The organism is Streptococcus australis (assembly GCF_047463015.1).
GTDB lineage: Bacteria > Bacillota > Bacilli > Lactobacillales > Streptococcaceae > Streptococcus > Streptococcus australis_F.
The window spans coordinates 1-21995 of the sequence record NZ_JASHER010000007.1 but is presented as its reverse complement, the minus strand read 5'-3'; the positions used below and the strand labels follow the sequence as shown (position 1 = coordinate 21995).

Annotated in this window: 37 protein-coding genes and 3 pseudogenes; 38 read left to right on the top strand and 2 right to left on the bottom strand. The window is 33.9% G+C overall.

The annotated features are described in order from the left end of the window. Window positions 1-59 precede the first annotated feature (59 nt). On the top strand, window positions 60-344 hold the full coding sequence (locus tag QM873_RS07320; protein WP_037606821.1) for a DUF5962 family protein: 285 nt from the start codon (window positions 60-62) through the stop codon (window positions 342-344). Between the two features lie 13 nt (window positions 345-357). Beyond that, window positions 358-648: a DUF5966 family protein gene (locus QM873_RS07315; protein ID WP_037606819.1), complete on the top strand. Its 291-nt coding sequence runs from the start codon at window positions 358-360 to the stop codon at window positions 646-648. 82 nt (window positions 649-730) lie between these two features. Here QM873_RS07315 and QM873_RS07310 read toward each other — a convergent pair whose 3' ends face one another. Continuing rightward, a complete protein-coding gene (locus QM873_RS07310; protein ID WP_125394041.1) occupies window positions 731-1591 on the bottom strand; it encodes a helix-turn-helix domain-containing protein in 861 nt (286 codons plus the stop codon). Between the two features lie 549 nt (window positions 1592-2140). On the opposite strand from QM873_RS07310, the gene QM873_RS07305 reads away from it, so the two are divergent. The 16 genes and pseudogenes from QM873_RS07305 to QM873_RS07230 all read left to right on the top strand — a co-directional run bounded on the left by QM873_RS07305 (window position 2141) and on the right by QM873_RS07230 (window position 11156). After that, complete coding sequence (locus QM873_RS07305) at window positions 2141-2740, top strand: hypothetical protein (protein WP_414279083.1); 600 nt, start codon at window positions 2141-2143, stop codon at window positions 2738-2740. Between the two features lie 566 nt (window positions 2741-3306). Further along, on the top strand, window positions 3307-3747 hold the full coding sequence (locus QM873_RS07300; protein ID WP_285338215.1) for an SMI1/KNR4 family protein: 441 nt from the start codon (window positions 3307-3309) through the stop codon (window positions 3745-3747). A 253-nt stretch (window positions 3748-4000) separates the two neighbouring features. After that, window positions 4001-4228 (top strand): RHS repeat-associated core domain-containing protein, encoded by a 228-nt coding sequence (locus tag QM873_RS07295; protein WP_414279082.1) that lies wholly within the window; start codon window positions 4001-4003, stop codon window positions 4226-4228. 30 nt (window positions 4229-4258) lie between these two features. Beyond that, window positions 4259-4735 (top strand): hypothetical protein, encoded by a 477-nt coding sequence (locus QM873_RS07290; protein ID WP_080984175.1) that lies wholly within the window; start codon window positions 4259-4261, stop codon window positions 4733-4735. 9 nt (window positions 4736-4744) lie between these two features. Continuing rightward, window positions 4745-5422 carry a hypothetical protein gene (locus QM873_RS07285; protein ID WP_074324750.1) on the top strand — a complete coding sequence of 226 codons (678 nt, stop codon included), beginning with the start codon at window positions 4745-4747 and terminating at the stop codon, window positions 5420-5422. A 322-nt stretch (window positions 5423-5744) separates the two neighbouring features. Then, on the top strand, window positions 5745-6116 hold the full coding sequence (locus tag QM873_RS07280) for a hypothetical protein (RefSeq protein ID WP_316059153.1): 372 nt from the start codon (window positions 5745-5747) through the stop codon (window positions 6114-6116). Between the two features lie 8 nt (window positions 6117-6124). Continuing rightward, the gene (locus QM873_RS07275; RefSeq protein ID WP_414266637.1) at window positions 6125-6547 is read left to right on the top strand and encodes a hypothetical protein; all 423 of its coding nucleotides are present in this window, start codon (window positions 6125-6127) and stop codon (window positions 6545-6547) included. 30 nt (window positions 6548-6577) lie between these two features. After that, window positions 6578-6889, top strand: coding sequence for a hypothetical protein (locus QM873_RS07270; protein WP_049514528.1), 312 nt, complete (start codon window positions 6578-6580; stop codon window positions 6887-6889). Window positions 6890-6953: 64 nt separating this feature from the next. Further along, window positions 6954-7592, top strand: a complete 639-nt coding sequence (locus tag QM873_RS07265; RefSeq protein WP_074324749.1) for an Imm43 family immunity protein — start codon at window positions 6954-6956, stop codon at window positions 7590-7592. Between the two features lie 35 nt (window positions 7593-7627). Continuing rightward, on the top strand, window positions 7628-8029 hold the full coding sequence (locus QM873_RS07260) for an immunity 22 family protein (protein ID WP_049512704.1): 402 nt from the start codon (window positions 7628-7630) through the stop codon (window positions 8027-8029). 131 nt (window positions 8030-8160) lie between these two features. Beyond that, window positions 8161-8292 (top strand): annotated as a pseudogene (locus QM873_RS07255) (RHS repeat-associated core domain-containing protein); the annotation flags it as partial. A 108-nt stretch (window positions 8293-8400) separates the two neighbouring features. After that, the gene (locus QM873_RS07250) at window positions 8401-8604 is read left to right on the top strand and encodes a hypothetical protein (RefSeq protein ID WP_049512706.1); all 204 of its coding nucleotides are present in this window, start codon (window positions 8401-8403) and stop codon (window positions 8602-8604) included. Continuing rightward, window positions 8601-8933, top strand: a complete 333-nt coding sequence (locus tag QM873_RS07245) for a hypothetical protein (protein ID WP_049512709.1) — start codon at window positions 8601-8603, stop codon at window positions 8931-8933. The genes QM873_RS07250 and QM873_RS07245 overlap by 4 nt, the downstream gene beginning before the upstream one ends. A gap of 16 nt (window positions 8934-8949) precedes the next feature. Then, window positions 8950-9228, top strand: coding sequence for an RHS repeat-associated core domain-containing protein (locus QM873_RS07240; RefSeq protein ID WP_083312349.1), 279 nt, complete (start codon window positions 8950-8952; stop codon window positions 9226-9228). A gap of 328 nt (window positions 9229-9556) precedes the next feature. Then, complete coding sequence (locus QM873_RS07235; protein ID WP_049512711.1) at window positions 9557-10132, top strand: hypothetical protein; 576 nt, start codon at window positions 9557-9559, stop codon at window positions 10130-10132. Between the two features lie 394 nt (window positions 10133-10526). Continuing rightward, entirely contained in the window at window positions 10527-11156 is a 630-nt protein-coding gene (locus tag QM873_RS07230; protein WP_414279081.1) for an Imm43 family immunity protein, read from the top strand. Between the two features lie 199 nt (window positions 11157-11355). Here the strand turns inward: QM873_RS07230 and QM873_RS07225 are convergent, their stop codons facing one another. Beyond that, a complete protein-coding gene (locus tag QM873_RS07225; RefSeq protein ID WP_049512624.1) occupies window positions 11356-11550 on the bottom strand; it encodes a hypothetical protein in 195 nt (64 codons plus the stop codon). 130 nt (window positions 11551-11680) lie between these two features. Between QM873_RS07225 and QM873_RS07220 the strand changes: the two genes are divergently transcribed. The 20 genes and pseudogenes from QM873_RS07220 (at window position 11681) to QM873_RS07125 (ending at window position 21877) form a co-directional block, all read left to right on the top strand. Continuing rightward, window positions 11681-12013 carry a hypothetical protein gene (locus QM873_RS07220; RefSeq protein WP_414279080.1) on the top strand — a complete coding sequence of 111 codons (333 nt, stop codon included), beginning with the start codon at window positions 11681-11683 and terminating at the stop codon, window positions 12011-12013. 372 nt (window positions 12014-12385) lie between these two features. After that, window positions 12386-12841 carry a hypothetical protein gene (locus QM873_RS07215; protein WP_414265445.1) on the top strand — a complete coding sequence of 152 codons (456 nt, stop codon included), beginning with the start codon at window positions 12386-12388 and terminating at the stop codon, window positions 12839-12841. A gap of 141 nt (window positions 12842-12982) precedes the next feature. Next, window positions 12983-13378 carry an SMI1/KNR4 family protein gene (locus QM873_RS07210; protein WP_049512628.1) on the top strand — a complete coding sequence of 132 codons (396 nt, stop codon included), beginning with the start codon at window positions 12983-12985 and terminating at the stop codon, window positions 13376-13378. Between the two features lie 81 nt (window positions 13379-13459). Continuing rightward, window positions 13460-13792: pseudogene (locus tag QM873_RS07205) on the top strand (RHS repeat-associated core domain-containing protein); the annotation flags it as partial. A gap of 71 nt (window positions 13793-13863) precedes the next feature. Further along, complete coding sequence (locus tag QM873_RS07200; protein ID WP_070678945.1) at window positions 13864-14241, top strand: SEL1-like repeat protein; 378 nt, start codon at window positions 13864-13866, stop codon at window positions 14239-14241. 97 nt (window positions 14242-14338) lie between these two features. Beyond that, entirely contained in the window at window positions 14339-14923 is a 585-nt protein-coding gene (locus QM873_RS07195; RefSeq protein ID WP_414279079.1) for a hypothetical protein, read from the top strand. A gap of 23 nt (window positions 14924-14946) precedes the next feature. Then, window positions 14947-15225 (top strand): DUF7710 domain-containing protein, encoded by a 279-nt coding sequence (locus QM873_RS07190; protein ID WP_414279078.1) that lies wholly within the window; start codon window positions 14947-14949, stop codon window positions 15223-15225. A 195-nt stretch (window positions 15226-15420) separates the two neighbouring features. Beyond that, window positions 15421-15615, top strand: coding sequence for an RHS domain-containing protein (locus QM873_RS07185; protein ID WP_414279077.1), 195 nt, complete (start codon window positions 15421-15423; stop codon window positions 15613-15615). Window positions 15616-15796: 181 nt separating this feature from the next. Beyond that, complete coding sequence (locus QM873_RS07180) at window positions 15797-16195, top strand: SMI1/KNR4 family protein (RefSeq protein WP_414279117.1); 399 nt, start codon at window positions 15797-15799, stop codon at window positions 16193-16195. A gap of 124 nt (window positions 16196-16319) precedes the next feature. Next, the gene (locus QM873_RS07175) at window positions 16320-16823 is read left to right on the top strand and encodes an RHS repeat-associated core domain-containing protein (RefSeq protein ID WP_414279076.1); all 504 of its coding nucleotides are present in this window, start codon (window positions 16320-16322) and stop codon (window positions 16821-16823) included. Between the two features lie 191 nt (window positions 16824-17014). Further along, the gene (locus QM873_RS07170) at window positions 17015-17242 is read left to right on the top strand and encodes a hypothetical protein (protein WP_061863343.1); all 228 of its coding nucleotides are present in this window, start codon (window positions 17015-17017) and stop codon (window positions 17240-17242) included. 117 nt (window positions 17243-17359) lie between these two features. Then, window positions 17360-17656, top strand: coding sequence for a hypothetical protein (locus QM873_RS07165; protein WP_366961095.1), 297 nt, complete (start codon window positions 17360-17362; stop codon window positions 17654-17656). Then, the gene (locus QM873_RS07160) at window positions 17614-17895 is read left to right on the top strand and encodes an SMI1/KNR4 family protein (protein WP_414279075.1); all 282 of its coding nucleotides are present in this window, start codon (window positions 17614-17616) and stop codon (window positions 17893-17895) included. The genes QM873_RS07165 and QM873_RS07160 overlap by 43 nt, the downstream gene beginning before the upstream one ends. 276 nt (window positions 17896-18171) lie before the next feature. Further along, window positions 18172-18723 carry a hypothetical protein gene (locus tag QM873_RS07155; protein WP_414279074.1) on the top strand — a complete coding sequence of 184 codons (552 nt, stop codon included), beginning with the start codon at window positions 18172-18174 and terminating at the stop codon, window positions 18721-18723. Between the two features lie 439 nt (window positions 18724-19162). Continuing rightward, a complete protein-coding gene (locus QM873_RS07150) occupies window positions 19163-19639 on the top strand; it encodes a hypothetical protein (RefSeq protein WP_414279073.1) in 477 nt (158 codons plus the stop codon). Window positions 19640-19707: 68 nt separating this feature from the next. Next, the gene (locus QM873_RS07145; RefSeq protein ID WP_156719829.1) at window positions 19708-20025 is read left to right on the top strand and encodes a hypothetical protein; all 318 of its coding nucleotides are present in this window, start codon (window positions 19708-19710) and stop codon (window positions 20023-20025) included. Between the two features lie 3 nt (window positions 20026-20028). Next, window positions 20029-20415, top strand: a complete 387-nt coding sequence (locus QM873_RS07140) for an ankyrin repeat domain-containing protein (RefSeq protein ID WP_414279072.1) — start codon at window positions 20029-20031, stop codon at window positions 20413-20415. 57 nt (window positions 20416-20472) lie between these two features. Further along, a complete protein-coding gene (locus tag QM873_RS07135) occupies window positions 20473-21240 on the top strand; it encodes a hypothetical protein (RefSeq protein ID WP_414279071.1) in 768 nt (255 codons plus the stop codon). A gap of 148 nt (window positions 21241-21388) precedes the next feature. After that, window positions 21389-21682, top strand: a pseudogene (locus tag QM873_RS07130) (hypothetical protein); the annotation flags it as partial. Between the two features lie 9 nt (window positions 21683-21691). Next, window positions 21692-21877: a hypothetical protein gene (locus QM873_RS07125; protein ID WP_414279070.1), complete on the top strand. Its 186-nt coding sequence runs from the start codon at window positions 21692-21694 to the stop codon at window positions 21875-21877. The last annotated feature ends 118 nt before the right edge of the window (window positions 21878-21995 follow it).

Here is a 21995-nt window from a genome sequence, read left to right as displayed (position 1 = left end):
AGCGGACAAGAAAAGAAAAGCGCGGTAGAATAAAGATAGAAAGAAACGAGGTAACAATTATGATGGAAGATACCTATTATCAATTAGAAGAGGCTTTGGTACAGGGATTTCAAACACCTGAAGAATACCATGCCTACAAGGAACTAAAGGAACATTTTGAGGAAGTGACGGGGGATTACAGTTTTTCTAAACGAGAGCTCACTAGTCAATTGGAAATCGCTCTTCAGAATCATCGAGGTGTGGACTTTGAAGAACATGAGAAAGAGGAGTATTTGGACTTAGTTCAAAAGCTAGAGGTATTTGATTCCTCTCTTGCCACCCATTATTGTCAATTGATTGACTAGAAAGGAGAAAGTCATGAATGATTTACTCCTTATCCCAGTAATTTTTTTATCAGTAGGAGGAATTCTCATTCTTTTATGGAGACTCTTTCTTATTGCCAGTGGACTTTTCCTTATTGGTTTTGTCAGTTTTCTTATTTTCGTGGAGGGATATGGAATTTATCTGTTCTTTACAGAGACTGAACTTTACACGGAAGATTTGGCACAGAATGGATTATTTAGTTTTACGATTTTCTTTATCATCTTTAATTTAGTTTTACTTGTATTAGTAAGTTTGGCGGGATACAAATGGAAGAGGGGATATTAACAAAAGTGGAGAAAACTATATTAGTTCCTCTCCACTTTTACGTTTCTAGCTAATTGGTAATTATAACTTATTACGATTGAAGTCACCTATCCTTATCTTTTAAAAAATGATCAATCTTAGCCATCATGAGCTTGTGCTCGTATATTTTACAGATATCACGAGCCTGTAAATAATAGTCAAGAATTTCATCGTGCTTTAAAAAATCTTTTCCGGCATTTGCAACGATAGTTAAAAGAGGCGCCAGCTGATAGCTGGTCTCTTTTTGTTTACAAAAGTCAATGGTTTCTAAGGCTTCTTGGACGGCTTCTAATTCCTTACCTTTAGAGTGTAAATAATAGGCGAAATTATGTTTAACTCGAATATAACCAAATAAATACTCTTGGTGGTTTAAATCTTTTTCCTGATACAAACTGATAAGAAGTGAGTTATTTTCTTCGTATTCTGCATCACGCCCTACAGAAAAATAAAAATTAGATAAAGTATTGAGGAGTTTAAGATACACAGATGAGCTGACCGAAAGCTTTGGCAAAGTGTTTTCTAGACTGGCGATAGCTTCATCTTTGGAACTATGTAAGTAGAAAAGGATAATCGCTTGAATCCATAGAAGATAAAATTCATCCTCAGTAGACAGATACTGATACTTTTCTTTTTCTAAGTTTAAGAGGTATTTTAAATCCTCGTAATTACGATCTTCAAGTAATTTTTCTGCTAATTTCTTAAACGGTGCTATATTGGAAGTCATTTCAATCTGTTCATCGAAAAAATAATCTAAGGGAACTTGAAGCCGATTTGCAAGTTTATAGAGTAAATCAGCAGCAGGCATATAGTTACCACGTTCTATTTTGCTGATTTGGCTTTGCTCACAAATTTCTTCGGAAAGTGTTTTTTGTGAGAATCCTTTTTCTTTTCTCTTGGCTTTTAGTTTATCAGATAATATGCTCATCTTTAAACCTTCTTTAAATAAATTTACGATTAATTATATACTTTTAAAACTAAAAATTTATGTACAATTGACTAAACTAGAGCTAAACCATTGATAAAACTGAATTAGAAGGATAAAGTACACTTATTAAGCAGTGTACTTTATTTTTGTTTTGTACATTATTTGTTGATTGCTTAATCAATACTACATCTCTATCAGGCAATTCAGACTCCATTTAGTCCTCTAAAACCCACGTTGAGGCGGTATCACTACTTGTAAAAGTTTAGAAACCTTGTAACGAAAGGGAGAATGAAAAGCGTGAAGGTAGCTTCTCTAACCGAATAGAGGGTAAGAATCAGAGTAATAGTTCAAGTATGGCTTCTGGATACTATAGTCTGACATGCTATCAATCTATTTCAGAAACTGGACAAATTGTATTAACTTTCCTTGAAGGAACTGAAGTGGATTTATAAGAGACTGTGACCGGGAAGTTCCAGTCTTTTTTTGGGTTTTAATGATATAATGAGATTATAAACGTGGATATTGTTTTAATTTTCTGGAGGAAGTGTAATGTTGAATTTAGTAAAAGGTCACCAAGTTAGCTTGGTAGAAAACCTGTTTGAATCATTTACAAAGTTAACTGAACATCATTTGATGGCGAATGTACACGCAGAAAAAATATTAGAGGTTTTTCAACACTTTATTGCGATTCATGACGAGCCCTTGTTTTTTATTTTGGAATTGTCTGTCAGTATTGATAGAGAAAAAGTAATAGCAAAGAATATTATCAAGGAATCCCGTAAGGATGTTTATTATATTGATGGTTGTTCAAGAGAAGAATGTCTAGCACTGTTGATTAGATACGGTGATTTACTTGTAAATGATGGATTAAGTAAGTTTGGATTTGGTGGACATAAAAGTCACGATGAAATCATGCTTGATAGCTATAATGTTGTGACAATTTATAGTAAAGAACTATCGAAATTTAATGACTTTTTTGAACCTCATAATATTCAATTTGTAGAAGAACTAGTGACAGCTTGGGATACTTTTTCTGAGACCTCACCAGGAATCTCTGAAATCTATGAAAGTAATGGAAAAGCTGTTTATGATTTGCCCGAAGAATTAGCTGAATGGGGAATATATTTAGTTGAAACTCGAACAGAATAGGCATATCTATAGGATTAGAAAGAGAATATTTCTAATCCTCTAATACCCCAAATTTAACTTTAGTAAATTTATAGAAGGAAAAGCTAGATGTAAGCACACGTTGATGTGTGAGTATTTCTCGTGAATGATAAAGGATAGGGTATAATTCATTACACTGTTTTTGGATAAATATTGTTAGTCTGTAACTTTTATGTTGCAGTTTTTCAATTTATACATGGTATAATTAAAATAATAAAATAAAGAGGATTTTTTATGAGTAAAGAACTAGTATTTCAAAGTGTAGAATCACTACAACAAGTTGTAAACGTAATTAATGAGAGGCTGCGGCATCTCTTAATGATAAAACACGTACAATAAGAGAGAGTCCAATCCCAGAAGTGTTAGCTGGAGCATTGGGAGCAGGTATTGGTGGCACAGGTACACAACTCTTTATTACAGAAAGATTTCATAGAGATAAAGCACAAGCTGAGACGCACGATAAATTTCGTGAGGTCTATTGAAAAAAAGTGCACGGGATTATATTGGAAGTTGTAAAAAAACTCATATTGAAAGGACTAATACTAATCATGAAAGAAATATCAAGCATAGAAAAAAATTTAAACATCTTGTTTCCTCAGTCATATAAAAATACCCTTGATAAATTCAATTTGTTTATGGAGATTGAATTCAACAACTATCAAATTAATCTGTTTAATGAAGAATCGTTGTTTGATAACTTAAATGGCTTTCCTCAATGGTGCTATTTAAAATACCTAGTAGAGATAAATAAAGAGAAACAACAGATGCCTAATATTGTAGAAAGGCATGACTCAAATGGATATATTGACTCAGAACGAGTAAAAAGAGGTTTGCTGTTTGGCTCTTTAGCTGATGGAGCGTGCGTGTATTTTGATTTGGAAGATGATTTCTCAATATGGGAGTATTGGCTAGATGATGGAAGCATCGGGAAAATAGCAGACAATTTCGATGAAATTCTTGAATATGGAAAAATTATAGATTTCGAGTAAATGTAAATTGTATCAAGGTTTAACAAACTCATAAGCTCGTCTAAAATAATTTTCAGTCGACCTTGCTCTATACGCTTACCCTTACCTGCTTCGTCTAAAAGGAAAACGGCCAGCACCAATGGAAAGTGCCGTCTAAAGAAGAGAACGCCCGAAACGATTTGTCTGAAACCGACTGGCGCGATGTGCAGTACGATATGCTGTACCTGCCCGTTCAGAAACCATCCGCTACCACTGTGATTTCAACGGCAACCTCTTGTGGTACGGCGAATACACCGCTTGGGGTCGTCTGAAAAAGGATGAACGCGTTTATCGGAACGCGCACCAGCCGTTCAGACTGCAAAACCAGTATTATGATGAAGAGACCGGACTGCATTACAACTTGATGCGCTATTATGAACCTGAGGCCGGTAGGTTTGTGAATCAGGACCCAATTGGGTTGCTGGGGGGTAGTAACCTTTATCGGTTTGCACCTAATGCATAAGGATGGACTGATTCCTCTGGTTTTATAGCTGTGGCATTATTTTTCTTGCCAGAAATAGGTGTTGTTTTAACTGCTGCAGGGCAAGCTGCACTAACAGCAATTGGCATTGGAGCAGTTTTAAGTCTAAGTGGTGATACTTCAAAAGAGAAAAGTCAGGCTAAAGCACAGGTAAAGGCAGGCGCTTGTCATGGAAACTGTAAAAGTTCAAAAAAGCCTCTGCACGGATATAAAATTTTCGATAAAAGAACGGGGCAAATAATGGAATATGGTATCAGCGGAGCAACTAGAACAAAGGCAGATTACTTTAAAACAGAAAATAATTCGCCGAGGACTCGAAGTAAATTGAGGGTTAAGTATGGTGGCGATCCTAATTATGCAGGCTCGGTAATGATTGATGGACTGCCAAATAGAGAAGCAGCTTTAGCGTGGAAAGAGGCACAAGTACGATTACATAAACTAAAATATGGCTCCCAGCCTCCAAGGCAAAAACGACCTATAGTTGATTAGGAGAAATTTATGATTAAAGTTATAGACTTACAAAGTGAATATAATATAAATCCAATATTTGCGGATTTTAGTAGACAAGCCTACGCCATTCCAACGCTATATGCTAAATCTCTGCCTAAATTTGAATCAAAACAGATTCATACCTGTTTGATTGTTTTGTATCCTCATGATGATTTCCCAGAAAAACCGAATATAAAAGGATTTGCAGATTTCTATCTGTATTTTAATTTTGATAAATATTTTGTGTCTTCTGATGCTGAGAAAAAAATGATGCAATTAGAAGCAGTCCATCAAGGAATGTTGGGAATTGCAGTCGAACAGGGGTGGAATACAGAACCATTTGAAATAGCATATCAAGCATGCTTAGATGCTAATCTCATCTTAAGTACTCAAATTAAAAAACGCAAAATGAGTCCGAATAGAAAACAGTATTTGTCCATATTTGCATATTGTGATCTCTATCATTTTAAAATTAATTGGGTAGTATCTGATAAGAAAGGGGCAATCCTTCACGAAGGATCTCTATTTTCAGAAGAACCTTCTTTCTTGGCTATGGGCTATCGGTTGAATTTTCATTGGATAGACGACGAACATTTTATTGTTGAGTCCAATTACAAAGGGTTGATTTCAGATACTTGGGAAGTTGATATTTCGAATGGTGCAGTCCTAGCAACTTGCTGGTTTTAGCCTGTGTGAAACTTCCAATTTTGACGTGGCGTGTGTAGCAAGCCGTAGCCCGCACAAAACCTTCAGTCCTGACGTAGGGTGTGTGCGGAACGAACGCACGCGGTTTCTGCTTTTCAGACGACCTTTGTTGTACTGCGCCCTGCCATTACTACACTTACGATGAATTATTATACAGGCTCAGTGATAATTGATGACTGCCAAATAGAGAAGCAGCTTTAGCGTGGGAAAAGGCACAGGTAAGATTACATAAACTAAAATATGGCTCCCAGCCTCCAAGGCAAAAACGACTTATAGTTGATTAGGAAGTAGGGACTATCCAGGTGTGGATAATTGGAAAAATGTTGTCCTAGAAAAAGGGACAATATTGTTTACACTGTATCCACATGGGCCGGCAGGTATGGCTTCTGCCCCTGGGAATTATTTTGTTCGAGGATACGCTGTACGTTCTGCAAGAGGAAATGCCAGAGCATTTAACGATTCTGTACAGGTGAGACATAGTGGAAATGCTACTGCCGCACGTGACATGAGAAAACAATTACATATATTTGTAGTAGAAGAAGATATTTGCGTAGGAAAATCAAAAGCAAAAGCAAATAAAAAATATGGCGATGGGGGAGCAACCCAATATTATATTCGAGATATGGATAAACCGAAATTAACAAGTACTGGCAACCTTCGATCTTTCAGGAGGTAAAATTACATATGAATCAAATTAAATTATTTATACAACAAAAAAACATTGTCATCAATAATCTCTCCTTAAACTTTAATGATATTAAAGACATTAAAGAAAAAACTAAATTAATAAATTTTAAAAATATACAAGAAGGTATTTATTTATTTCAAGAAAATATTTATTACCTTGGAGAAGAAGGAAAAATATTTATCGACATATACAAAAAGGAAATTGATATCTTATTTAATGACTATTTTTATTTAACTAAAAACATCTTAGAATCAAAAATTATTCAAAATTTTCTTAATTTATATCCTCCTTTAAAATCATATTGTGTACTAAAAAGTGCTCCAGTACTCGAATTTAAAGGCCCTGAATTGGCATGGAATTCCCTTTTGTTCATCTATGACTCCAAACAGGCGTCAATAAGGCGGAATATTTCATTCTAAAATACTACAGTAAAATAATAAGAAGTATTTATGAAAAAACCATACGAAATACACTCAGATTTTTTTAAGAAAATGATTGCTTCAGGCTGGTATGAGAATAGAGAAATTATTTTAGATTCTCTACCCCACCATTTAGAGGAGTTACCTGATAATGTAAAAAAATTTCTAAGAGAAATATGGTATTTAACAATTAGTTATGACGCTTATTATCGTAGTAATGGACGCATCTTTCTATCTACGGTACTGCATAACTTTGGAGAAACCATATCATGGTCGATTACAGGCACAAGCGCGACGGCGTTTACGAAATTTACAAGAAAGGTTAAAAAAACGTTTGAGTAAGTCCATATCTGTTGGAGGATGTTCATCTACCAACTCGCCCAAACGATTAGATTAGGAGGATATTATGAAGAAATTGATGGTGTGGGGATATAGCGCACAAAGTTTAGATGAGTTAGCGAAAAGAAAAGTGCCTAAGGTTTCCTTAGGGGAAGTAGGAATATCAGAGGAATTCAACCCTAAAAAAACGCATCCTGATTTTGACTTTCCATGGAGTTGGTTCGTAAAGGGGCAAGAAATTCCTCCAATGCCTGAAAAGGTTTATGTCTGCTTAAAGAAAGCAAGGAGTGTTACTTTTGATTTTCTACCTTATGGCTACAACTTCTTTATCATGTCAGCACGTTTTTTGGAATTTATTAAAAAATATGGCTTTAATTATAATTTTGGTATGAGCGAAGCGATTATTGTCAATACAAAAGGCGAGCTATTGACAAATGAAGTCTATTATTTGGTAAGAATAGTTAGCTGGGAAATTGAGGATGAAATTGTTTACCCGGATTTAGGAAGAGATGAAAAAGGTTTTTCGCTGGAGGCATATACTAATTCGGATAAGGATATTTTGCTGTCTTCCAAGTATAAGTATATGGAAGCATTAATGGTGTCAGAAAATTTAAAAGAAAAAATATTGGAAAACTTTTCTTTGCCTTTTCTTTATTCTTTGGAAGAGTGGAAGGAATTGAACAATTTAGACAGTTTTTGGGATTAATAAAATATATAACATTTTGAATTATGAGGTATTATATGATTGAAACAACTAAAGATATGATTTCTGTGTGGATGGGGACATCTTTTAAAACACCTGATGAGTTTAATGAATATACAGATGGAATGGAGGACTCAGATTCTCATTGTCCAGCTTTTGCAGATTTTGGAGTTTCATTTATTGATTCTGATTATTTTGTGGCATTCCAGACAGATAATGGAGAAATTGTACCAGTTGAAGTGTTAGCAGAAGAAGTTGGGGCACACTCCAATAAAGTTATAAAAGATATTGTGAAAGTAGCAAAAGAGAAAGGAATAAATGAAGGTAATTCTTTATATTACTATTCTAATGCAACATTTTATGAGGAAAATCTAGATAAACTTTACAATGATCTGAAGTTTATAGGAACTTTTAAAGACCCAAGAAAAAAATATCGCTAGTGATAGTGAAATATTAGTCAGGATATCCACCCGTACGGCAGATATACCTATATATACATCGATTCCGACAGCTACGAACCTTTAGCTCAAATCTTTGACGACGCCAAAGACGGTAAAAGCAGTATTATGATGAAGAGACCGGGCTGCACTATAACCTGATGCGTTATTACGATCCTGAAGCAGGTCGGTTTGTGAATCAGGATCCGATTGGGGTGTTTGGTGGAGAGAATCTGTATCAGTTTGCATCGAATATCACGGAGTAGATTGATCCTCTTGGGCTTAAAAAGAAAGCCTCTTCTCTAAACCCTAAATTTGTATCTACTAAATCAACAGGTAGAATTAATCCTCGGAATGCTCTTGAAAGAAAAATTATGGTTCAAGTCAAAAAGCGATCTGAAAAAGGAAATGTGATAATTAGGGCGGACCAAATTGGCGATCGATGTTATACAGGGAAAAGTTGGAATAAAACAGAAGAAAAAATAGATGGGGTTACTATTCACTATATGGCAAAATTTGATAAAGCTGGAAAAATGACATATGTTACTGATTATAAATTTAAAAAGAGGTTTTTATGAATAAATTCATTTACAAAAATGCTTCTGATATTACCAGTCACTGGGAATTATGCAATCAAAATAAATATCCTTTTATTACAGTTAATAATATTGATAGGAATTTTAATGAAATATTTTTTGATATAACTAATATAAGCAATAAATTAGAAGAAGTTTCTAACTCCATAAGAGAAATATCCTCTTGTTATAATAAATTTTTTTTAATCCCTGACTATATAACAGAACGATATGAATCACAATATTATTACTTTGAATTTCCTGTTATAAATACTCACTCTGAACTTATTGCAAATCAGCTTTTTGATTATTTACTTGACAACATAAGCTAGAGCCTATTCTTGTAGCATATCACAAGGCCGTCTGAAAGAAGAAACCAAGGTAACGGATAGCGCATACCAGCCTTTCCGCCTACAAAACCAGTATGCCGACCGTGAGACGGGGCTGCATTACAATCTGATGCGTTATTACGAGCCAGAGGCCGGACGGTTTGTGAATCAGGACCCGATTGGGTTGTTAGGTGGAGAGAATCTGTATCAGTTTGCTCCGAATGCGCAGGAATGGCTTGATGTTTGGGGAATGTGCCCGACCAACAAAAAAAACCAAATAAACCTAAACCGCTGTTAAAGAATTTATTCAAACGTTGGAAAAGAGGCGAGCGTATTGATTAACCATTACCTAACGGTGATATGCCATCTTGGGATGTTATTAGGTCAAGATACTGGAAAAATAGGTATTTAGCCTCGAAAAGTACAGGAGAATTTTCTCCTGCAAATATGAGTAGAATAAAAAGAGGATGTGCTCCTTTAAATGCAAATGGAAATCCCATGGAGTTGCATCATCATGTGCCACAACGCTTATGTCGTGCAGATAGGCATAGTCCTTTTAATTTGAGAAAAGTAACTATAGAACGACATGCAGCGCTTGACCCTTATAGGAATCTAGGAGATTAGCTATGAAAGCAATAGAAATTTTAAAGAATTTTGTGGAAGAAAAATTATCAACTGAAGAATTGGAAATGGCGTTGTCTTCCAATCAAGAATTAATTTCCCTGTTGGAAAGTACTAAAGCCAAACCTTATATGAATAGTAATTCCACTTATGAATATTTAATTAGTCAGGATTTGACATCTCTTGATTCAAAGTTGAATTTGATGGATATTTTCAGGGAAATTTTAGATTACAAGCATATCCCGTACTCTTCGAATTCAACGACAGAAAAAAAATTCGATTTAATTTTGGAGGCTATTCCTAACTGGATACCTGCTGATATGGGTTATTTAAATTTCTTGTATGATAAGTACAAACCTAAGACAGCGACCACTTTAAAAAAGATTATTAAGGAACATTTCATTTGTATGGATAAATATCCCAAATGGTTACAGGAGCCTGATTGGCCTATCGTCGACAATATTCCTGCAATGTTTCTAGGGCAGTTAGATATAACAAAGTTGAAGCATGATACTACTTATCTATACATTTTTTGGGATAAAAAATTAGACAGATACATAGAAATAATACAGTCTCTATAAATGGGAAAACCGTAGCAGGCTGTAGCCTGCATGAAACTTCTAGCAAGCCTTAGCTTGTACAAAACCTCCAGTCCTGACGTAGGGGGGTATGCACGCACGCGGTTTTTCAATTTTCAGACGACCTCTACCAAATTGCCACCCCCGACAGCGGCGAACGGCTGCTGTTTGCCAAAGTCGATTCTGGCAAACAGCGATTTAACCGCCATTTATGGACGTGAAGGCAAAAAACTAGCGGTTTCGCCTACCGCAACCATATCATGGTCGATTACAGGCACAAGCGCGACGGCGTGTACGAAATTTACAAGAAAGGTTAAAAAAACGTTTGAGTAATTCCATATCTGTTGGAGGATATTCATCTACTAACTCACCAAAACGATTAGATTAGGAGGATTTTATGAAAAAATTACTAGTATGGGGATATGCCCTACAAAGCATGGATAAAGCGGGAAAAATGGGGTTACCACGTGTAGGCAGTGGTGTTCTAGGCATATCAGAGAAGTTTAACCCTAAAAAAACGCATCCTGATTTTGACTTTCCATGGAGTTGGTTCGTAAAGGGACAAGAAATTCCTCCAATGCCTGAACAGGTGTATGTATGCTTGAAAAAAGCCCGAGGTGTTACTTTTGATTTTCTTCCATATAATGATTTCTTAATCATGTCAGCGCGTTTTTTGGAATTTATTAAAAAATACGGGTTTGATCACGATTTTGGTATGAGCCAGATAATTATTGTCAATACAAAAGGGGAGTTATTGACGAACGAAGTCTATTATTTAGTAAGAATAGTTGATTGGGAGATTCAGGATGAAATTGTTTACCCAGATTTAGCATTAGATGAAGATAATTTTTCACTGGAGGCATTTACTAATTCAGATAAGGATATTTTATTGTCTACCAATTATAATTATTCAGGAGCATTCATGGTGTCAGAAAATTTAAAAGAAAAAATATTGGAAAACTTTTCTTTGCCTTTTCTTTATTCTTTGGAAGACTGGAAGGAATTAAATAATTCAGACTTTTTTTAGGATTAATATAAATCAAAAAAGTGTTGGATGAACTTTTTTCCATCCCAACATCTACTCACTCTCTCGTGGGAGAGGGCAAAACGACTGCCTCAACCAACTGACCGCCCACATCGACGGACTCGGTGCCAAAACCGCCTACGAACTCGCAGTGGACGGACTACCGCTCAAACGCACCCACTTCGTCTGGGACGGAACGCGATTACTTCAGGAGTATACCTACAAAGGCAGCTACACCTATATCTACACCGACCAAGACAGCTACGAACCGCTGGATCAAGTCTTTCACAACAACCAAGACGAAGCACACTACCTTAGCTATTTCCACAACGACCAAATCGACATACCGAGGGAGATGACCGACATTCATGGCAATCTGGTTTGGCTTGAGCTGCATTTTGATCCGGATCTATTGAATAGAATTACAAGAGTCATGGGGGCAATGTCTGAAGGTGTCAGAAAGGAGCTAGAAAGATGGGAATTTTGCGTAGAGTAATTACTTCTTTAAAAAGATAGGAGTTGAATCAATGGAGCCTAAAGAATTAACATCTGAAATTTTACTGGAAAGTGTTTTAGAATGTACAAATTTTGTAGTAAATGAGATACCAAATTTATACAGTGCAGTAATGGAAAGATTAAAAAAAGACGATGAATTATTTTTCATGAATTTTGTTGAAGATGAGAATGATCAGAATGATTATTATGGATATGTTTATAATAAAACGAATAGAAAAATATACGAATATGCGTTCCATGATGACAAATTAGTGAAAAATAGGAAGTTGTCTCTTATTGAAAAGAAAATTGGAGAGTTAACAACGAAAGATATTCTTGAATTATCTATAATAAATTTACTGTAATCTCTAAATATAGCTATGTTTGCTCTTGTACTTTTATGTAAGTGAGCAGAAGCAAGTCCTAGTTTGTATGAAACTCCTATTCCTGACGTAGATTTGTGTGTAGAACAGGTACGTGGTTTCTGTTGTTCAGACGACCTTTGCTAAGTTGCGTTTAACCACCGCTACGCTTACATCATAGAGGATATAACCAAGCAATTATGGAAATAGTAGATAATATTGATAAAAATTCTAAATGTGATAGAGAAAGGCTAGAAAAATTCAATTATTACAATCCAAAATTCATAAGGCACTTAAGTCAGGAAGTATGTCTTTATATAAACTGACAACAAAACAAGATTGGATTAATTATTTAACATAATAAGGAGTAACATTATGAATATAATATTAGGATTTATAAAAAATAACTTATTAGAAGTATCAGGTAATTTTCAAAACAGTCGATGGAAAATTATTCAAGATATTTCAGTAGCACAAAGATATGCATATCAGCAGTATGATTTAGAGACTGTTTGGGCGGATTCGCGTGAATCGAACTCACTAATTTTAAAGCTATCTACAGATGAAGATGACAATTTTTGGGATGAATATGCTGTTCCTGCAATTGAAAAAAAATTAAATTCCTTGAACTTAGAGGAGGGATTAAAAGATAGTTTATTTAGTGATATAGATGCCGATTTATTTAATTGTTATTTAAATAACAAATATAAGAAAAATCATCCTTTTTGGAATATGATAGAAGATGCTTATTTTAAAGGATTTTGGCCTTGTGGATGGGAAGGTAAATATCCTGAGGGGAAGCTTGTCGTTTTTAAATTAAACTATGCTTAAATAAAAAACATCCCTCAGCAAGAAGACCTGGAGGTTATATAACCTATGACGTGGATTCCCATGGCAGATTGAGCCCCAAGCAAATTAAACAAGCACTAAGTCAAAGTTACAAGTATTTCAAAGAACAAGGAGCACTTTAAAATGAATAAACATGAATTAGAAGCCTTATATACTCTAAATGATCCTGCTACTAGCCAAGCTATAAAAATGTTACCTCCAGAGTGGCATAGTTTATATCCTTCATATCTTCAATTTTTAGAACTAAGCAATGGATTATTTGGAGATGAGATAACCCTTTTGGAGGCCGAGGATATCCAACAAAGGAATATTGACTATGAAGTAAAAGAATATTTGCCGAATTTTCTTATGATTGGAGATAATGGTGGAGGGGTTGCCATTCTGATGGATAATAAAAATCAAAATATTTTTGCTGTCGGCATGGGAGTAATGAGTGAAGACTCCTTAGAAAAAATATCATCTTCTTTAGAAGACTTTCTATTAGTAAAAAAAGGATTGTTTAATTATTTAGAAAACTAGTTCTAGCTCGCGCACCCCAAAAACACAGGTTGGGTACAACCAAGTAATCCGTATCCAGTATGAAACTTCTTCAGGTATTACGAGCCTGATGCGGATCTGTTTGTGAATCAGGATCCTATTGGGTTGTTGGGTGGGGAGAATTTGTATTGGTTTGCACCTAATACAACGAAATGGAATGATCCATTAGGACTAATGAACAAATGTGATAATTGTTCAAAAACTGGAGTAGACATAAACCTTGTGCAAAGGAAACCAGTAACATTAGTTGCTTGTCAAACAGGAAAAGGGGACAATTCATTTGCTCAAAAATTGGCTAATGAATTAAAAGCACCTAAACGTGGTGCAACAGAAAATGTTAGTGCAGTTACAGGAGAGGTTTTAAATGGAGGTAAATATATTACATTTAAGCCATAAAATCCTTAAATTTATTTTTTTAAAGTATTTTTCTAACGTCTTATAATAACTCATACAGTAAGGATAGAGACATGAAATCTAATGCCAACATTTCAATAAATGACAGTATGTATATTTCTAAAACTGATCTGGAAAAGTTAAAAATTGATGCTTCCTCTGGCAATAGTCAAGCAGCATCAAAATTAGCTAATTATTTTGCTTTTTATGAATTTAACAATGATAAATTTATATTTTGGTTAATTCGATCAGCCGAATTAGGTAATACTCAAGCACAATATGATTTGGCCTATATATTCTTTGATCATTACCAAGACAGTAAAGACAAAAACAAATTAAACGAAGCGGAAAAATGGGCTCTACTTGCTCAAAAAAATGGGATGTCTATTACTAACCTACTCACTGATATACATCGAGAGATTGATATTGCTCAAGGAGGATTAAGAAACTAAAGCTCTAAGAAAACAATTAAGAAAAGAAACCAAGAAATTTCTTAGAAAATTGAAAAAAGCAGGTAAGAAATGCCCTTAAATTTTTAGGAGAATTTAAATGAAAAAAAATGGATACGTTAATTTTAACTTTTTAGATAGTAAACCCAATATAAATAGTATATTAGTTGGACTAGATTTAGACTACTCAAATAAAGTGATAGCGCCAGATGGTCATGAGTTAGCATTGGTTGCTTTTATACCAATTGAAAATCTACTAACTATTGCACCTCAATTTAAAACAGATTTTCAGAATATGGAATATAAAGATAAAGCAATTTACGTTTTTTCTTATTATGATAAAGAAGATTATTTTCTTGACTACATTACTGAAATTGACGATGCTATTCAAGGATACACGAAAGTTATCATCGGAGATAAACATCAGTTCAAGTTTAACATAGATAATTTTTATCCAATTAATCCTATTGAGAATTTAGATGAAATGAGTTTTTTAGGAGGACAACCTGAATATTTACAACAAGAGAGTGATGATTTTCTAGAAAAATATATTTTCATAGGTCAAATCTTAGGAATGGATCTACCTGAAAAAGTAAATGAAATTTTTTATCTAACTGAGAACATAGGATATATTTTTATAGATCGAGATCTATCTGTTGGATTATTCTTCGTACAGACGACTTAAACAAAACTAAAAAGGACATGACTATGAATGAATTTTACATGTGGGTTGTTCAAGGAAGCAGAGCAAGCTTCCCATCGGCTATCTTTTCGACTAAAGAAAAAGCTGTTCAATGGATAGAAAAATATAAAATTAGTGGAATGTTATCAAAGTACCCTATTGATATATCTATATACGATTGGACAATTATGAAAGGATTCTTCAAACCCAAAAGAGATGACCAAAAAACTCCCGACTTTATACAAAGCTTCTCAACTGTATATATTGAGGATTCTAAATATGTTGATGGAATTGAGGTAAATTAAAACACCAAAATTACTAATACAATCGACTAGCAAGATAAAATTGAATCATGTAGTAGCCGTAGGTTGGGTTAAGACACAATACACCTGCAAGGCCGTCTGAAAGACAAAGAAGTTTCAGAAACGTCATTCCCGCATGATTTAAGCGGGAACGGCATCGAAGAGGAAACCGGATTCGTCTGGGACGGCAGCCGCCTATTGCAGGAGTACACCTACAAAGGCAGCTACACCTATATCTACACCGACCAAGACGAAGGGCAATACATTGCCTATTTCCACAACGACCAAATCGGCATCCCGCGTGAGATGACCGATAAGGACGGCAACCTCTTGTGGTTCGGCGAATACACCGCATGGAAGAATCACTATAAATGTAAAAGTTATCTAACATAATGGTAATCAAAAAGGTAAAGTGTAGGAAATGACAGTGTCAGACATGATTTTTGATATTGCGTAGAGAATATTGGAAATATAGAGCCAGAAAAGAGTTAAGACGTAGAGACCTAAAAGCAGGTAAGTCTTATTAGTTTAATAAGGAGTATTTATGTTAAACAAATTTGTTTTAGAGTAGTTAATTGCTTTCTTTCAAAAAAATCCAGTCGCTAAAGGAAAGCCAGCAACTGATGATGAGGTCCTCAATGTAGAGAAATCACTTAATGTTAAGTTAGATGAGGATTTTAAAGAATTTACAATGAGATTTGGTGGGTGTGTCGTTAGGGATGCTCAAATATATGGAATACATAATTCCGAATTTCTTGGGGAAGATACTATTATTGATTTGAACAAAGAATTTTCCGATTATCTTAAAGATGGCAAAAATAATTTAATAATTGGCACCGATGGCTGGGGAAATCCCATTTATATTTCCCCATCTAAAACGGTAATAATTTACAATCAAGACACTGATGAATTGCTAACTTTAGCAGCTAATTTTTCAGATTATTTAGAGAAAATTCTTAAAAAACAAATTTAGCAAACTATTTAAATTCAAACCATTTCAGACGGTCTCGATACCTCTTTGAAGTAGTCTGAAAATCAGTTAGGAAGTTTCAGGTGGCCTCGAAGAGGAAACTGAATTCGTTTAGTTCGGCAACCTCTTGTGGTTCGGCAACTACACCGGCTGGGGTCGTCTTAAAGAGGAAACTAAGGTAACGGATAGCGCATATCAACCCTTCCGCCTACAGAACCAGTATGCCGACCGTGAAACGGGGCTGCATTACAACTTCTTCAGGTATTACGAGCCTGATGCGGGTCAGTTTGTGAATCAGGACCCGATTGGGTTGATGGGTGGGGAAAATTTTTATCAGTTTGTCGGAAATACTCAAAGGTGGTTTGATCCATTAGGATTGGGTTTATATGATATTGTTGATTATGGATCAAAATCAGCTGGCTTGTTCAATCATCATAATATTATGGATGCTTGGGCGAAACACAATATTCCTGGGTATATAAGTAGACGTAGTAATCAATCAACAATTCTGTTGACAAAATGTTTGCACGAGTCTGCTCATAGAGCAAAACGAGCATGGATGAAGAAAACTTTTGGAAAAGTTCGTGGCAACTGGAAAGCTATGACTGCAAGACAAATGCTAGAGTTATAGGAAATTATGTTTGATGCAGCAAAAGTTCCAAAACATAAATGTAGAGAGTTTTATAAGAAGTTTAATTGTTATATTTATACTAAATGTTAATAATGGAGGTGTTTATGATATGGATAATATGCTGATTGTTACACCAAAATTCCATAAAGAGATACTAGACCCGAAATACCCTTTTGGAGGAGGATAGCATTATGTTGGATAGATTATATTTAATCAAACTGATTGATCAGTTAAGAAATTTTGAAGGTTCAGAAGAGGATGAAGATCTATTTCTTGAAAAATTAGAAAATTTGGTCACAGATCCAAATATATCAGATTATATATATTGGACAAACATGAGCTCCGAGGAAATAGCTGATAAAGTACTTAGTTACAAACCTATTATCCTCCCTGATTTAAGCAATTCTAAGTCTACATGAAATTTTCAGTTTTCATGTAACGTATATGTGGAATACATACATGTACTATGCGTAATAAACAACCTAAGAAGAAATGTTGATTATTTGACAAAATTATAACTAGAAGGAGTAATGAAAATGAAAATTAAGAGTTTAGTTGAGAAAATGGGTGGAGTTCAAAGGTTTACATTTGAACCACTGATTCCTACATCTAGAAAATCAATGTCCAAATTTTTAGATATTACTAAAGAAGAGTTTTCAGATTATTTGGATTACCTTGAATTATTTGGTGGAGAGACGGGGTTTATAAAAGAATTTAAGTTAACCCCATACAGTGATTTGCCTGAATATTGTTACCCTGATGACGATATTCCTGTAGGTGGTAATATCGAATGGAGTGGTGGAGATTTAGGTTTTTTTATGGTGAAAATATAAACTACCAAAAAAACTCCCAGATTAGTGAAAGGCTTGAAAAATACAAAAATAGAATACCAGATAATTTTCTACCAATATCAAGTAATGAATTTGGTGACTTGATTTGTCTATGTACTCAAGGAGAAAAAATTGGGCAAATTTTCTATTGGGATCATGAAAATGAATGGGATGAAGAAGATTATTTTGATGAATTTGGCGTACAAATGCCTGAAGAAAAAAATTCAAAAATATCTATTTAATTGGTAAAAATCTATATGATTGCTTTAGCAGAATGATTCCAGTTTAATAATTAAAGTAAGCTGCAGCCTACACAAAAACTCCAATCCTGACGTAGGATATGTGAGGTACGTACGCACGGGGTTTCTGTTTTTCAGACGGCCTCACTATCTTCTTTGAGGTCGTCTGAACCATTTGTTCTTTAACAATCTCATCTAAAACTAGCTATGAATTAACGAAAGTTGATGGAAGCAGTAAGCATCCATATTTTCCATACTTCCCAGTAGATAGAAAAGCATTTGGTAAAGATAGAAGACAATATTGGAAGGATAGAGCAAAAGCAGAAAAAAGACGCAGAAGAAAAGCCGGGAAATGTTAAGGTCGATTTACTTATATTTATATCAAAGAGGTGTGTTATGTTAGATACTGATTTTAAAGAATATCTTGATGATGAATTTGGTAGAATATTTCCAGAAAATCAAAATAAATATCGTGAATTATTCAAAAGATTAGGGTTTGGAATGATAAATCATGACTTTGTTGAATTTTGGTCAACATATAGTGATGAAATTTATGGGAAAATTGGATATTTGGTTGATTTAGCAATGGACTTAGAGGATTTTTCAAGTAGCCAAACAAAAATTTTGAGAAAAAATATTGGCTTACCTGATAATTATTTTTCCCTGTTGAATAATGAGTTGGATGATTATGTCCTGTATGATAAAAATACCGATGAGGTTTTTTATGTAGAGGCTCCCACTATTCAAAAGTTTATAGAAAATAAACAATTTAGCAAACATTGGAATAACTTTGAATATTTTATTAAAGATTATCTAAATTATAATGCTTAAGATGTTTGAGCAGCCGTAGCCCGTATGAAACCTCCAATCCCGACGTAAAGAGTGCTCGGTACGCACGCACGCGGCTTCTTCTCAGACGGCCTCGAAGAAGAAACCGGATTCGTTTGGTACGGTAGCCACCTCTTGCAAGAAGTCCAACCGGACGGCAGGTATACCTATATCCACACCGATACCGCGCGAGAAGACCGATATACTCGGCAATCTGTTGTGGTACGGCGAATACACCGCTTGGGGTCGTCTAAAAAAAGATGATCGGCTTTACAAGAATGCGCACCAGCCCTTCCGATTTCAAAACATCCTTGTCCACACTGGCATGTAGCTACTTCCAAAATGGATGGAAATCTTAGTCAAAAAAGAAATAATAGGAATGGTACATTTTCTTGGAAGAAATACAAAGATAATGTAACCGAACAACATGGGAAATAGTATCATGAAAACTTTAGAAGATAAGATCTTTACTTTAAAACAGAATAATTTAATGAAAAAAATGAAAGAAATTCATTTTTTAAATAATTTAATTTCAGATTCTGAAAAAATCATTCCATATCCACTCTCATGTGAAATAATAAATCGTACTTTTACCCCCTATAGAAATATAGAATTATCAAAAGAGAATTTTAGTTTATCGATAAAAAATGAAATATTAAATTTTCTTGCACCAGAGGAAAATGACATTGCTTATGTATACTTTTATGGAGGAATAAATGATTCGGCTATAACACCAATAGAATTATTCCCCTTGTTTATGATCAAAATAAAAAATATTAACAATTGGCTAGAATTAATAAACAAACCTAATTTTTATTGTTTAAAATTATTTAATCATAAAATAGATAAAGTTATCGATATATCTCTACTCGACAATGAGGAAGATGTGTTATCTATTTCTATTGGACTGAACGCTTAACTTTAAAAATAAATAAACTATTCCAGCAGAAGCAATCCTTTGCTTTGTATAACTTAAAGGTGGTTACCATGAAAGAATTATTAGAAAAACTTGAAAATAATAGTTTTATTGATAAGGTCAGAATAGATCTTGAATTCGATGTAAAGGACTACCAAGAATTATTAAAAATTTTGAATGAAATAAAGCATTATACTCATAATCATAATCTAATTGAAAAAAGACTAGCGTCTTATTTATATGAAATACCAAAATTAACACATATTTGGTATCTCAATCTAAAAGACGATCCAAATAAAAATAAATCTTCTATTGTTAGTCAACTTGAAGATGCATGGATAGAGCTAGATTCAATAATTGGAGAAGAAATTCTTGGTCAAGGACAATAATTAATGGAAAAAGAATTATTATGTATTTTAAAAAAATATGAGACACATCCTGATTTTTTGGGTGACACTATTAAAGATATAAATCAAGTAGGATGTATGGATGATACAGTTTTACATATTGCAGCCAGAAATAATTCTTTAAATGATGCTCTTGTATTTCTCCAAAATGGGGCATTGATCGATCTTAAAGGGGACTTAGGATATACTCCCCTACATTATGCATGCATGTTTGGAAATATAGAAATGGTGAAATTACTCCTTGATAATGGATCTGATAAAAATATACAAAATGAATTTGGAGAAAATGCCGTTAGAATTGCAATTAACTCATCCAGCGAAAATAAAGAGAAGATAGTAAAACTATTAAATAATTTTAGAAAACGTAAATAAAAAATAGATTATAAATCAATCAAATGGTGCTATACCTTAAAATGTAGAAAGTAAGACATGAAAAAAAACGATCTAATTTTATTAATTAAAAATCAAATGTCAGATAAACAACAAAATGAAATTGCTTTACATTTAAATACACTTTTACTAAGCTCGATAGAAAATCCTAGTATAGATAATGATTGTTTCATAGAATTATTTAGCTATTATTCCAACATATCCCAAGGAGAAGTAAGTGAACTATTTAATTTACTACAATCTTTACCCAAAAATGAAATCAATATAATTCATGATTTTTTAGAATATATTTCCAAGTTTATCAAAGACTTAGGACTATGTTGTGAATTTGAAAAATTTCTTATGGAGGTAAAATATATACAACAACGAAATTATCTAGAGGAAAAAATTAGGCCTACTTTTCCAGTTTTCAAAGTTGATAAAAATAACATCATAAGTTTTGATGATAGTGATAACTCTTATATATTTTCTATAATGCAACTATCTACTAAAACTTGGATTGAGATAACATACGATGATTTTCTCTCAATACTTGAATCACTAGAGTGGCAAGCTTTTACTAATAAGGCTTTATTATATTTTACTCCTTGCTGTTTAAAATATATTTTTTCTAATTTGTCTAAATTTCATTTATATGGTTACGTTGTTGACTTTTTATATATTGCCCTAAGAAACGAAAGTACGATATTTAACACTACTCAAATCAACTTAATTATTGATTTTTTAAAATTAATCCAAAATTTTAACCAGGAAATTAGTGTCGAAACACAAAAAAAAATAACAAGTACTATTCAACTTTATTTATAACTTCCCGACCGTAAAGGGGGCTGCACTAACAGCAATTGGCATTGGAGCAGTTTGAAGTCTAAATGGTGATACTTCAAAAGAGAAAAGTCAGGCTAAAGCACAGGTAAAGGCAGGCACTTGTCATGGAAACTGTAAAAGTTCAAAAAAGCCTCAGCACGGATATAAAATTTACGATAAAAGAACGGGGCAAATAATGGAATATGGTATCAGCGGAGCAACTAGAACAAAGGCAGATTATTTTAAAACAGAAAATAATTCGCCGAAGATTCGAAGTAAATTGAGGGTTAAGTATGGAAGCAATCCTAATTATGCAGACTTGGTAATGATTTATGGACTACCAAATAGAGAAGCAGCTTTAGCGTGGAAAGAGGCACAGGTACGATTACATAAACTAAAATATGGCTCCCAGCCTCCAAGGCAAAAACGACCTATAGTTGATTAGGAGAAATTTATGATTAAAGTTATAGACTTACAAAGTGAATATAATATAAATCCAATATTTGCGGATTTTAGTAGACAAGCCTACGCCATTCCAACGCTATATGCTAAATCTCTGCCTAAATTTGAATCAAAACAGATTCATACCTGTTTGATTGTTTTGTATCCTCATGATGATTTCCCAGAAAAACGAATATAAAAGGATTTGCAGATTTCTATCTGTATTTTAATTTTGATAAATATTTTGTGTCTTCTGATGCTGAGAAAAAAATGATGCAATTAGAAGCAGTCCATCAAGGAATGTTGGGAATTGCAGT